9 protein-coding genes are annotated in these 12,289 nt (G+C 68.9%); 6 read left to right on the top strand and 3 right to left on the bottom strand.

Features of this window, described 5'->3' with window-relative positions; genetic code table 11:
* Entirely contained in the window at positions 1-1,455 is a 1,455-nt protein-coding gene (locus tag LTH96_RS12030) for an NAD(P)H-quinone dehydrogenase (protein ID WP_241466296.1), read from the bottom strand.
* 297 nt (positions 1,456-1,752) lie between these two features.
* Between LTH96_RS12030 and LTH96_RS12025 the strand changes: the two genes are divergently transcribed.
* From LTH96_RS12025 to LTH96_RS12005, 5 genes are all read left to right on the top strand, one after another.
* A complete protein-coding gene (locus LTH96_RS12025) occupies positions 1,753-2,580 on the top strand; it encodes a purine-nucleoside phosphorylase (RefSeq protein ID WP_370644447.1) in 828 nt (275 codons plus the stop codon).
* Positions 2,581-2,680: 100 nt separating this feature from the next.
* Positions 2,681-4,537, top strand: a complete 1,857-nt coding sequence (locus LTH96_RS12020) for a phospho-sugar mutase (RefSeq protein ID WP_241466143.1) — start codon at positions 2,681-2,683, stop codon at positions 4,535-4,537.
* Between the two features lie 56 nt (positions 4,538-4,593).
* Complete coding sequence (gene deoC, locus LTH96_RS12015; protein ID WP_241466141.1) at positions 4,594-5,298, top strand: deoxyribose-phosphate aldolase; 705 nt, start codon at positions 4,594-4,596, stop codon at positions 5,296-5,298.
* A 42-nt stretch (positions 5,299-5,340) separates the two neighbouring features.
* The gene (locus tag LTH96_RS12010; protein WP_241466139.1) at positions 5,341-5,661 is read left to right on the top strand and encodes a hypothetical protein; all 321 of its coding nucleotides are present in this window, start codon (positions 5,341-5,343) and stop codon (positions 5,659-5,661) included.
* 23 nt (positions 5,662-5,684) lie between these two features.
* Entirely contained in the window at positions 5,685-6,812 is a 1,128-nt protein-coding gene (locus tag LTH96_RS12005; protein ID WP_241466138.1) for an acyltransferase family protein, read from the top strand.
* Here the strand turns inward: LTH96_RS12005 and mfd are convergent.
* Positions 6,779-10,408 (bottom strand): transcription-repair coupling factor, encoded by a 3,630-nt coding sequence (gene mfd / locus LTH96_RS12000; protein ID WP_241466136.1) that lies wholly within the window; start codon positions 10,406-10,408, stop codon positions 6,779-6,781. The two genes, LTH96_RS12005 and mfd, sit on opposite strands and share 34 nt — an antisense overlap.
* A gap of 114 nt (positions 10,409-10,522) precedes the next feature.
* Positions 10,523-11,668, bottom strand: coding sequence for a calcium/sodium antiporter (locus LTH96_RS11995; RefSeq protein ID WP_255728162.1), 1,146 nt, complete (start codon positions 11,666-11,668; stop codon positions 10,523-10,525).
* A gap of 89 nt (positions 11,669-11,757) precedes the next feature.
* Between LTH96_RS11995 and LTH96_RS11990 the strand changes: the two genes are divergently transcribed.
* Entirely contained in the window at positions 11,758-12,261 is a 504-nt protein-coding gene (locus LTH96_RS11990; protein ID WP_241466132.1) for a DUF2505 domain-containing protein, read from the top strand.
* The last annotated feature ends 28 nt before the right edge of the window (positions 12,262-12,289 follow it).

The raw sequence follows: 12,289 nt of genomic DNA, 5'->3' as shown, positions 1-12,289 counted from the left end.
TCAGTCCTCCGGGTCGGTGACGTGAAGGTGGAGTCGGCGGGCGGCTTCGGAGATCGAGCCGGTCAGCGAGGGGTAGACGGTGAAGGTGGTGGCGACGTCGTCGACGTGCAGCTTGTGCGTCACGGCCAGCGCGAGCGGGAAGATCAGCTCGGAGGCGCGCGGGGCGACGACGACGGCACCGATCACGGTGCCGGAGCCCTTGCGCGAGAAGATCTTCACGAAGCCTTCACGGATGTTCATCATCTTGGCCCGGGCGTTGGTGGCCAGGTCGAGCTTGATCACGTCGGCCTGGTACTTTCCGGAGTCGACCTGTTCCTGGGTGACCCCGACCGTGGCGATCTCCGGGGAGGTGAACACGTTTGAGGCGACCTGGTGGAGCTTCAGCGGCTTCACGCTCTCGCCCTGCATATGGGCCACGGCCACACGGCCCTGCATCGCCGCGACGGAGGCCAGCGGCATCACCCCGGTGCAGTCCCCTGCGGCGTAGATGTTGTTGGCCGTGGTGCGCGAGACGGTGTCCACCTGGACGTGGCCGGATTCGGAGATCTCGACCCCGGCCTCCTCGAGCCCGAGGTCGGCGGTGTTCGGGATCCCGCCCACCGCCATCAGGCAGTGCGAGCCGTGCAGCACCTCACCGTTGGTGAGCCGGACATCGACCCCGTCCTCCGTGCGCTCCACGGACTCGGCGCGGGTCCGTGACGCGACGTGGACTCCGACGCGTTTGAAGGAGTTCTCCAGCACCGTGGCGGCGTCGGCGTCCTCCCCGGGCAGGACCTGGTCGCGGGAGGAGACCAGCGTGACCTCGGCGCCGAGCCGACGGTAGGCCGAGGCGAACTCGGCGCCGGTGACGCCGGAGCCGACGACGATCATGTGTTCCGGGACCTCGGTGAGGTTGTAGGCCTGGGTCCAGTTGAGGATCCGTTCGCCGTCCGGCTTTGCGGAGCCGAGTTCGCGCGGGTGAGCGCCGGTCGCCACGATGATCGCGTCGGCGACGACCACGTCACCGGCATGTTCCCCAGAGGTGACCTCGATGCTGTGCGGCGGCACGAGCTTGCCGCGCCCGATGATCACCCTCACCCCATAGGACTCCAGAGTGGCGTGGATGTCGCGGGACTGGCTGTGCGCGAGCTTGAGCAGGCGCTCGTTGACCTTGGAGAAGTCGGCCCAGGCCTCTGCCTCTTTGGCCTCGTCGCCGGCCGCACCCTCGGTGCCGCTGGCATGTTCACCGAAGCGCACGCCGAAGGCGGTGGAGATGTTGACCCGGCGCATCGCGTCGGCGGTGGCGATCAGCGTCTTGGACGGAACCACGTCGGTGAGCACCGCGGAGCCGCCGAGGCCCTTCTCCTCGATGATGGTGACCTCCGCGCCGGCGTCGGCGGCGACCATAGCGGCTTCATAGCCTCCCGGGCCTCCACCGAGGATGGCGATGCGGTCAGGGGCGAAGCGTCGTTGCATATTAGTTGGAGTCACCGCCCCATTCTGCCCAGTTGAGACAGCAATGTCATACGCCACACAGGGATGTGACATCGCAAGCTCGAAGACTCGACCTGACCGGTCCGTCAGCTCGCGGCGATTCGAGAGCCGCTGCGGCGCGCCGTGGAGCCAGATCCATCGCGTCAGCCTGCCGCTGTGTCCCACCCAGACTGTAGATTGACCCATGTGAGCCACGACAGAGTCCAGACCCAGCACAGTGCCCCCACCAGCGCCCCGCTCGGCGACCCACTCGGCGACCCACTCGGCGCGCCTCCGGAGCTGACCTCCACCGATGACCCGACCGCCCCGGCGAACCTGCGCGCCGAAGAGGCCGCGCGAGAGCTGCTGCACCAGGCCGGCGTCGACTCGATCGACCTGGCCTGCACCCTGGGCTCCGGATGGGGTGAGGCCGCCGCCAGGCTTGGTGAGCTCATCGCGGAGGTCGACGCCGAACAGGTTCCCGGCTTCCATGCCTCGGGCGTCTCCGGCCACAGCGGCACGCTGAAGGTCCTGCGCACCCCCTCGGGCGCGCATGTGCTCGTGATCGGCGCGCGCACCCATTACTACGAGGGCCGCGGAGTCGACGCCGTCGCCCATGGGGTGCGCACCGCCGCCGCTGCGGGTGCGGCGACCATGGTGCTGACCAACGGGTGCGGCGGGCTGAACCCGCAGTGGAAGCCCGGCACCCCGGTGCTGATCTCCGATCACCTCAACCTCACCGGCATCTCCTCCCTGCGCGGCGCGCACTTCGTGGACATGACCGACCTCTATTCCAGCCGGCTGCGTGCAGCGGCTCGGGAAGTCGATCCCGATCTGCCCGAGGGTGTCTACGCGCAGTTCCCCGGCCCGCACTACGAGACTCCCGCCGAGGTCAGGATGGCCGGAACGCTGGGCGCCGATCTGGTGGGGATGTCCACCGCGCTGGAGGCGATCGCCGCCCGCGCCGCCGGCATGGAGGTCTTCGGCATCTCCCTGGTCACCAACCAGGCCGCCGGCATCTCCCCGGAGCCGCTGAGCCACAGCGAGGTCCTCGACGCCGGACGCCAGGCCGCCCCGCGGATATCCGCCCTGCTGGCAGAGGTCATCGGGCGCATCCTGGCGCCCTGATCAGCGTGAGCTCTGACGAGCCTCACGCGCCGAGCCCGTCGCTCTCCACTTCTGTCCTGCACCGATGACCGACCGACCCAGACCCGATACCCCGACCGAGATGAGGGAGCAGACCGCCATGACCGAGAAGCTGATCTTTGCCGTTCGCCGCTGGATCGACCAGGACCCGGACGCCGACACCCGGTCCAAGCTGCAGCAGCTGCTGCAGCGCGCCGAGGACTCGGACGCCTCGGCGACCGCAGAGCTTCAACGGCTCTTCGCCGGGCGGCTCGCCTTCGGCACCGCCGGGCTGCGCGCGGAGCTGGGTCCGGGACCGCTGCGGATGAACCGCCTGGTGGTCCGCCAGACGGCGGCGGGGATGCTCAGCTACGCCGAGGAGCAGCTGGCCAAGGCCCAGCAGCAGGCGGACAACCCGCAGGACCTGATGCGCAGCGGGGCGCGCAAGATCGTGATCGGCTACGACGCCCGCCACCAGTCCGACGAGTTCGCCGCCGACACCGCCGAGATCTTCTCCGCCGCCGGCTGGGAGGTCCACCTCTTCACCCGCCCGGGACCCACCCCGCTGCTGGCCCGCCAGGTGCTGGTGCTCGACGCCGAGATCGGTGTGATGGTCACCGCGAGCCACAATCCGCCCCAAGACAACGGGTACAAGGTCTACCTCGGCGGGGAGCTCTCCCGCTTCCTGGAACCCCACGGCCATGGGGTCGGTGCGCAGATCGTGCCACCGGTGGATCAGGACATCGCGGCAAGGATCGCCGAACTGGCGGACACACCCGCACCCGCCGCGGAGGTCGGCGCTGGGGCCGCTGACGGCGCCGGCGCCTCCGCCGGCGACGCTGAGCCGCACCCCGTCACCGATGAGGCCCGCGGCAGCTACGAGCGCGAGGCCCTGGAGCTGCTGGATCCGGAGACCTACCCGCAGCGCGACCTGCACGTGGTCTACACCGCGATGCACGGCGTCGGCGGGGAGATGGTCACCTCGCTGCTGCGTGCCGGCGGGTTCACCGTGACCCCGGTGGCCGAGCAGTTCGAACCGGATCCCGACTTCCCCACGGCCGACTTCCCCAATCCTGAGGAGCCCGGCGCCCTGGACCTCGCACTGAAGGCCGCCGAGGCCGAGCAGGCAGACCTGGTGCTGGCCAATGACCCCGACGCTGATCGGCTCTCCGCGGCGGTCTATGACGAGTCGGCCGGCGCCTGGCGCCAGCTCTCCGGTGATGAGATCGGGGCCCTGCTGGGCCGCCACCTGCTCGAACGCGGACCGCTGCGCCCCCAGGCCGACGGCAGCGCCCCGGTGCTGGCGAACTCGATCGTCTCCTCCCGGCTGCTCGCGCGGCTGTGCGAGGTCCGCGGCGTCGAACATGCCGCGACGCTGACCGGGTTCAAATGGCTGGCCCGGGTCCAGCACATGAGCTTCGGCTACGAGGAGGCCATCGGCTTCAACGTGGACCCCGAACACGTCAAGGACAAGGACGGCGTCTCTGCCGCGCTGATCTTCGCGGAGATGACCGCTTCGCTGAAGGCCCGCGGCACCAGCCTGATCGCCGCCCTGGACGAGATCGCCGCCGAGGCCGGAGTCTTCGTCACCGGCCAGGTCACCATCCGGGTCAACGACCTCTCCGAGCTGGGCAAGGTCACCGCGGCGCTGCGCGCACAGGCTCCAGTGGAGATCGCCGGCTCCCCCGTGGTCGAGTCCCTGGACCTGACCCGGGATCCGCTGCCCGGCACGGAGCTGAGCGAGGCGACCAAGACCGATGCTCTGATCTACCTCACCGAGGCTGGGGACCGGGTGATCGTCCGGCCCTCCGGCACCGAGCCGAAGGTCAAGTGCTACCTCGAAGCCGTGGCGGACACCCCCGGAATCAACGCCGACCCCGAGGCCATCGGCGCGGCCCGCGCCCAGGCGGCCAAGCGCCTGGAACAGCTGCGCACCTCGATGGAGTCCCTGCTGGGCTGACCAGCCCGCCGTCCAGCCCCACCTGCCCCTCCCACTGACCCTCCAGGAGCACGCCCATGTCACATACCCCCACCCCCGCCGAGATGGCACCGCTGATCGATCACACCGCCCTGAAGCCTGACACCGATGAGGCCACCATCCGGCGGATCGTCACCGAGGCGCGCACCCATTCCTTCGCCGCGGTCTGCATCAACCCGCGCTGGGTGCCGCTGGTCGCCGCGGAGCTCACCGGCACCGAGGTCAAGACCTGCACCGTGGTCGGCTTCCCGCTGGGAGCCTCGACCACCGCGTCGAAGCTGGCGGAGACCGTGGAGGCGGTTCAGCTCGGCGCCCAGGAGGTGGACATGGTGGTGGACATCGCCGCCGCGAATGCCGGTGACCACAGCTACGTCGAGGCGCAGATCCGTGCGCTGGCCGACGCCGCCCACGCAGGCGGCGCGATCCTCAAGGTGATCCTGGAGACGGTGCTGCTCGGCGAGTCAGCGAAGGAGCTGGTATGCCGGGCCGCGGAAGCGGCCGGGGCTGACTTCGTGAAGACCTCCACCGGGTTCGCCGGCGGCGGAGCCACCCTCGCTGACATCACCCTGATGCACTCCCTGGTCGGTGGCCGGCTGGGCATCAAGGCCTCCGGCGGAGTGCGCAGCTATGACGACGCCGTCGCGATGGTGTCCGCCGGCGCCACACGCATCGGAGCGAGCTCCTCTCTTGATATCGTGGAGCCTAGAGATTCCAGCACATCGGGTGCTGCCGGGAGCTACTGAGATGGGCGTCCAGCAGACCGCACCGCATCCTAAGGGGAGCACATGATCAGCAACGGTAAGGTCAAGGCCTATTCGGGCCAGGGCAATTTTGTAGGGAACTTCGTCGCGTTCCTCTTCGTCTTCTTCATGCTCGTCGGCTCGATCGTCGCATTGTACTTCTGGGATCTGGATCAGGTCTGGCTGCCCGGGATGATCTTCATCGTCCTGTACTGCGGCTCGTTCCTCGTCGCCAAGGAGGTCATCGGCCGCTCGGACTCCCTGGAGCAGCAGGACCTCCACGGTGAGCACGGTGAGCCGCTCGACGCCATGGCCTCCCGCGCCAGCTCTTCGCGAGAGTCGGCGGCGGAGCCACACGTCCGCTGACCTCGCTTCGACCTTCAGCTGACATGACCGCTCCGGCGCCACGACCTGTGCGCGCCCGGAATCTCGGCATCGACCTGCTGCGGGTCATCTCGGTGGCCGCCGTGGTCCTCGGCCACGCCTGGGCCGGGATGCCGGGGGCGGAGTACCTGCAGATCTGGCGGATGCCGCTGTTCTTCTTCCTGGCCGGGTTCTTCTTCTCCACCTCGCGGACCGTGCGTGAGGAGTTCCTCGCCCGCAGCCGCAGCCTGGCCCTGCCCTATCTGGTCTGGTTCGTGCTGCTCAGCGTCGCGGTGCTGGCGATGGTCCCCACCCCGTGGCCGTTCGACCCGATGACCGTTCCCCAGGCGCTCTTCGGCGGCGCCATGACGAACATGCCCTTCCTGGTCTTCTGGTTCATCTCCGTGCTCTTCTTCGCCGCGCTGCTGCTGCGCGCGGTGCTCAGCCAGCCCTGGTGGGTCGGCGTCGCGGTGGCGGTCGGCGGCCTCGCGGTGGCGCAGATCCCAGGATCTGTCATGGGCTATACCCCCTTGGGGATCGGTTTGGCACCGGCCTGCATGGCGTTCATGCTGGCCGGGCACTGGTTCGGCCGCTTCATGCGCTCCCCGCGCGGACTGAGCCTGCCGGCCAGGCCGTGGCTCGGGCTGCTCTGCTTGAGTGTCGGCTTCGGCGCCGTGGCCGCTGGCGTCCGGACGATGAACATCAAGTACTCAGGCTTCGGGACGTTCCTGCTCTCGCCGGCCGTCTCGGTGCTGATCAGCATCGGCCTGGTGCTGGTCTTCTCCAGCGCCGTCAACGCGCTGCTCGGCGGGCCGCGCCCGCAACGGACCAGCACGAGCTCTGCGGACGGTGACGATTCGACCGTGCTGACCCAGCCGCGGCGCGGGCGGATCCTCGGCGTCGTCATCTCGGAACTGGTGCAGACCGCGACCTTCGTGGTCTTCGCCCACGCGATCATCCTGTACCTGTTGCTGCGCCTCTTCGCGCTGGAGAACCCGCCGCTGCGCACCCTGGCGGCCCTGCTGCTGTGCTGGGGCCTGGGCATGCTCGTGAACCGCAGCCCGCTGTCGCTGCCGCTGAACGGGCTGCCCCGTTCCGCGCTGCGCCGACCGGCGGCGGATCAGACCGGCGGGAAGATCGCCTCGAACACCTGATTGAGCCAGGCCAGCAGCTCTGAATCGGTGAGCTCCACCCCGGTGACGCCGCGGGTCTTCGGCTTCGGGATCAGCACCTGCTTCATGGTGACCTTGTGCTGGCTGCCCGGGTACATCCGTTCCAGGCGCATCGCCTTGGACTCCGCCAGCTCGGTCACCGGGCCGAACCTGATGAACTGACCCTGGGTGCCGACGTCGTGGATCCCCGCTGCCCGGGCGCGGTTGCGGAACCGGGCCACCTCCACGATGTTGGTCACCGGGTCGGGCAGGTCCCCGTAGCGGTCCTGCCATTCGGTGATGACCTCGGCGATCTTCTCCTCGGTGTCCGCGGCGGCGAGCTTGCGGTAGCCCTCCAGGCGCAGCCGCTCCCCCGGGACGTAGTCATGCGGGAGGTGGGCGTTGATCGGCAGCTCGATCTTGACCTCGGTGAAGGTCTCCTCGGTGTCCCCGCGGTAATCGGCCACAGCCTCGCCGACCAGGCGCAGGTACAGGTCGAAGCCGACCCCTGCGATGTGCCCGGACTGCTCCCCGCCGAGCATGTTGCCGGCGCCGCGGATCTCCAGATCCTTCATGGCCAGCTGCAGGCCGGCGCCGAGCTCGTTGTTCGCCGCCACCGCGCGCAGCCGCTCCAGGGCGACCTCGCCCAGCGGCTTCTCGGCCGGGTAGAGGAAGTAGGCGTAGGCGCGCTCCCGGGAACGTCCCACGCGTCCGCGCAGCTGGTGCAGCTGGGAGAGCCCGTAGGTCGAGGCCCGATCCACGATCAGGGTGTTGGCGTTGGAGATGTCCAGCCCCGTCTCGATGATCGTGGTGGAGACCAGCACGTCGAAGCGCTTCTCCCAGAAGTCCTGGATGATCTGCTCGAGCCGGGTCTCGCTCATCTGCCCGTGGGCGACCTCCACCCGCGCCTCAGGGACCAGCTCCCGGATCCGGGCGGCGGTCGCGTCGATCGAGGAGACCCGGTTGTGCACGAAGAACACCTGTCCCTCGCGCATCAGCTCGCGGCGGATCGCGGCGGAGACCTGCTTATCGGTGTAGGGGCCCACGTAGGTGAGCACCGGGTGCCGCTCCTCCGGCGGTGTGGCCAGCGTGGAGGTCTCCCGGATCCCGGCCATGGACATCTCCAGGGTGCGCGGGATAGGGGTGGCGGACATGGCGAGCACGTCCACATTGGTGCGCATCTTCTTGAGCTGTTCCTTGTGCTCGACGCCGAAGCGCTGCTCCTCATCGATGATCACCAGGCCCAGGTCGTGGAAGTCGACCTCCTTGGACAGCAGCCGGTGGGTCCCGATGACGATGTCCACACTGCCCTCGCGCAGACCGGCCATCGTCTCCTTGGACTCCTTGGCGGTCTGGAACCGTGAGAGCGGCGCCACCCGCACCGGGAACCCGGCGTAGCGCTCGGTGAAGGTCTCATAGTGCTGGGAGACCAGCAGCGTGGTGGGCACCAGCACGGCGACCTGTTTGCCGTCCTGCACGGCCTTGAAGGCGGCGCGGATGGCGATCTCGGTCTTGCCGTAGCCGACATCTCCGGAGATCAGCCGGTCCATCGGAATCTCGCGCTGCATGTCCGCCTTGACCTCATCGGTGGCGGTGAGCTGGTCCGGGGTCTCGGCGTAGGGGAAGGCGTCCTCGAGCTCCCCCTGCCACGGAGTGTCGGGGCCGAAGGAGAACCCGCGCGAAGCCATGCGTGCCGCATAGAGCCTGATCAGCTCCCCGGCGATCTCCTTGACCGCCTTCTTGGCCTTGCGCTTGGTCTGGGACCAGTCACTGCCGCCCATCTTCGACAGCGACGGCGCCTCGCCGCCCACGTACTGGGAGACCTGATCCAGCTGGTCGGTGGGGACCATCAGCCGGTCCTTCGCGCCGCCGCGCTTGGAGGCGGCGTACTCCAGGACCAGGTACTCCCGGATGCCCGCGGTGCCGGCCTTGATGGCCTGCGGGGAGCCGACCTTGCGCTGGATCAGCTCCACGAACTGGCCGATGCCGTGCTGCTCGTGGACCACATAGTCCCCCGGCTTCAGCGCCAGCGGGTCCACCACATGGCGACGACGCCGGGCCGGCACCTTCCGTGCGGAGCCGGAGTCCTGCCGGATGGCGCGGCCGAGCATCTCGGACTCGGTCAGCAGCGCCAGCTGCAGCGGGTCCACTGCGAAGCCCTCAGAGACGTTGGCGGTGGAGATCGTGATCGTGCCCGGGGCAGGGGTCTCCTCGAGGGTGTCCACCCGGACGCAGGGAACGTCGTGTTCGGTGAGCAGCTCATGGACCCGCTGGGCGGAGCCGGAGGCGGCGGTGGTGACCACCACGGACCAGTTCGCCTTGGCGCGCTCGGCGAGGAAGGTCATCACGTCTTCGACGCTGCCGCGGTAGCCGATCGGCTCACGGGAGGCGATCGAGACGATGTCGGCGTCCTGCTCCAGCTCCTCATCGAGGCCCAGGGAGGTCATCGACCACCAGCCGGCGCCGTGGGCGATGGAGGCTTCGCGGGTCTCGGCGAGGCTGGCGAAGCCGCCGGCGGACAGGCCCTGCTGTTCGCTGCCGATCTGCGCTCCGCTGATGTCCAGCGGTGCGGCCGCGCCGTCTGGGGCGGCGGACCAGGCGGCGGCGAGGAACTCCTCGTTGGTGGCGGCCAGGTCGTGGGCGCGCCCACGGGTCTTCTCCGGCTCGATCACCACGGTGAGCGAGCCGGCGGGCAGCTGGTCCACGAAGGGCACCATCTCGGGCACCAGGACCGGGGCCAGGGACTCCATGCCCTCGGCGGCGATGCCTTCGGCGAGCTTGGTGAGCAGATCCACCGCGTGCGGCATCTGAATGATCAGCTCCTTGGCGCGGGCCATCACGGCGTCGGTGATCAGCAGCTCGCGGCAGGGCGCGGCGTCGAGCACCTCCGGGTGTTCGGTGGACTCGGTGTCGAGCGAACGCTGATCGGACACGGCGAACCAGCGCATCTGCTCGACCTCGTCGCCGAAGAACTCGATGCGCACCGGGTGCGGCTCGGTGGGCGGGAAGATGTCGAGGATGCCGCCGCGCACGGCGAACTCGCCGCGCCGAGTGACCATGTCGACCCGGGAATAGGCGGCATCGGCGAGCTGTGCGACGGTCTGGTCGAAGTCGGCGAACTCGCCGACCTTCAGCCGCACCGGTGCGAGATCCCCCAGCCCGGCGACCAGCGGCTGCACCACGGCCCGGACCGGAGCGACGACGACGTCGAGCACGCCTCCGGCCTCGTCCGGGTGGGCGAGTCGGCGCAGCACCCCGAGCCGACGTCCCACAGTGTCCGAGCGTGGAGAGAGCCGCTCATGCGGCAGGGTCTCCCAGGAGGGGAAGTGCGCCACCGCGGCCTCCGGGGCGTATGCGGCGAGCGAGGTGGCCAGCTCGTCGGCCTCGCGGTCGGTGGCGGTCACCGCCAGCAGCGTGCCGGTGGGGCTCGTGCCGCGCAGCTGGGTCGCGATCTCGGCGATCAGCGCAGGTCGAAGTCCGGTGGTCGAGGAGATCTGCAGCTCGTCGGTGCGTTCCCCCGCGGGATGGGCGGCGGCCGAGGCGACGCGCCGATAGGAGGGGTTCGCCGTGAGCGCTGTGCGCAGACCTGACAGAGCCATGGGAGAGTGACGCCTCGTTTCGCATACAGATCGATGCCGGAGATCCGCGGTGGTGTTTCGGCGCGGTGGGAGAATCGGGAGTTCGGGCCTCACACAGGATACTCGCTGATCCGGCTATGACGCCCCGGCCCGGGCCGCCCGGCGGGTGCGCAGCACCCCGACCTCGTATCCGACCAGAGCCGCGATCCAGAGCGCGGTGATCGGCAGCACGAACCATAGCATCGCCGAGCTGAAGGGCTGCAGCGCTGAATGCCCAGCCGCGTAGAGCACCAGATAGACGACATAGGCGCTGTAGAGCGCCACCAGCACCAGTCCCTCCCAGCGTCCGATTGCTTGGGCGGTGAACGCCAGCGGGAGCAGGACCAGGGCGACCGCGATCATCACCGGCAGGTCGAAGTTGACGGCGGCCGAGGCGACCTCGACGCCGTCCGGGGCGATGATCGCGGTGATCCCGAGGACCGCGCCGATGTTGAAGATGTTGCTGCCCACCAGGTTGCCCACCGCCATGTCCCGCTCGCCGCGCAGCGCGGCGATGATGCTGGTGGCGAGTTCCGGCAGCGAGGTGCCGATGGCCACGATGGTCAGACCGATGATCAGATCACTGACCCCGAGCACCATCGCAATGGTGGTGGACGCGGTGACCAGCATCTGAGCACCGACGACCAGCAGCGCCACCCCGCCGAGCACCAGGAGCACGTCGATCAGCACGGCTCGCAGCTTCGAGGTGCGCAGACCCTTGGTCAGTCGCACCGAGCCGCCGGCGAGAACCGTGTCCACATCGAGCCGTTCCGCCTCCTCACGGGCTTCCCGGCGCGTCTGCCGACGGGCCATCACGAGGGTGACCACCAGGTAGGCCAGCAGCAGACCCAGCAGCACGATGCCGTCGAGGAGGCTGTAGCCGCCGTCAAGCGCCATCAGCAGGGCGAGCACCGAGAGTCCGATCATGATCGGGATGTCCGCCTTGATCAGCTGGATCTTCACGAACAGCGCGCCGAAGATCGCGGTGAGGCCCATGACGAAGAGGATGTTGGCGATGTTGCTGCCCACCACATTGCCCACCGCCAGGCCGGGTGAGCCGCTCAGCGCGGCTCCGGTGCTGACGGCCAGCTCCGGGGCTGAGGTCGCGAAGGACACCACGGTGAGTCCGATGATCAGCGAGGACAGGCCCACCGTGCGACCCAGGGAGGCGGCGCCTCGGACCAGGGCCTCGCCGCCGCCGACGAGCAGGACGAAACCGCCGAGGAGCAGGAGAAGAGTCATGATGGTCACTGGGACAACTTTACAATGGGTAGGTTCCGTGACCGCCGTCGCAGAATGCCTTCACCAAGACGTCAACGAGGAGACCATCAGTGGCACTTGAAACAGAGCTCATGATTCCGCACAGCGCGCAGGACATCATCGAGGCCTACGCGGACCGAGATTTCAATGAGCACCTGTCCAAGAAGGTCGGCGCGAAGCTGCTGAGCTTCGAGGTCCTCGGCCCGCTGGACGGTCCCTTCGAGATCGTCACCGAGCAGTCCATGCCCGCGGACAAGCTCCCGGAGATCGCCAAGAAGGTCATCAAGGGTGAGGTCACCGTGCACGTCACCCATTCCTGGGGCGCACCCGACGGGGCCGGATCACGCCGCGCGGACACCGCGGTGAAGATCGCCTCGGCTCCGGTCTCGGCGCAGTCCGCGCAGAATCTGCACGTGCGCGGGGCCACCGAGACGCTCTCCACGGTCCGGGGCGACGTCAACGTCAACATTCCGATCATCGGCAAGAAGATCAAGGCGGCCGCCGAGCCCTATATGCGCAAGTTTGTGGATCTGCAGGCCCGCGAGGTCAGCGCCTGGATCTCCAGCCGCGGATGACACCCGTGCGCACCATTCGGCGAGGGCC

This window comes from Nesterenkonia sp. LB17, assembly GCF_022565915.1.
Lineage (GTDB): Bacteria > Actinomycetota > Actinomycetes > Actinomycetales > Micrococcaceae > Nesterenkonia.
The sequence above is the reverse complement of the archived record's forward strand: the minus strand, read 5'-3'. Positions and strand labels throughout refer to the sequence as shown.

Excerpts from the sequence above, each read along its gene's own strand:
- LTH96_RS12020 (WP_241466143.1), top strand. The coding sequence starts at position 2,681 with ATGAGGGAGCAGACCGCCATGACCGAGAAGCTGATCTTTGCCGTTCGC.
- LTH96_RS12005 (WP_241466138.1), top strand. The coding sequence starts at position 5,685 with ATGACCGCTCCGGCGCCACGACCTGTGCGCGCCCGGAATCTCGGCATC.
- deoC (WP_241466141.1), top strand. The coding sequence starts at position 4,594 with ATGTCACATACCCCCACCCCCGCCGAGATGGCACCGCTGATCGATCAC.
- LTH96_RS12010 (WP_241466139.1), top strand. The coding sequence starts at position 5,341 with ATGATCAGCAACGGTAAGGTCAAGGCCTATTCGGGCCAGGGCAATTTT.
- mfd (WP_241466136.1), bottom strand. The coding sequence starts at position 10,408 with ATGGCTCTGTCAGGTCTGCGCACAGCGCTCACGGCGAACCCCTCCTAT.
- LTH96_RS11995 (WP_255728162.1), bottom strand. The coding sequence starts at position 11,668 with ATGACTCTTCTCCTGCTCCTCGGCGGTTTCGTCCTGCTCGTCGGCGGC.
- LTH96_RS12030 (WP_241466296.1), bottom strand. The coding sequence starts at position 1,455 with ATGCAACGACGCTTCGCCCCTGACCGCATCGCCATCCTCGGTGGAGGC.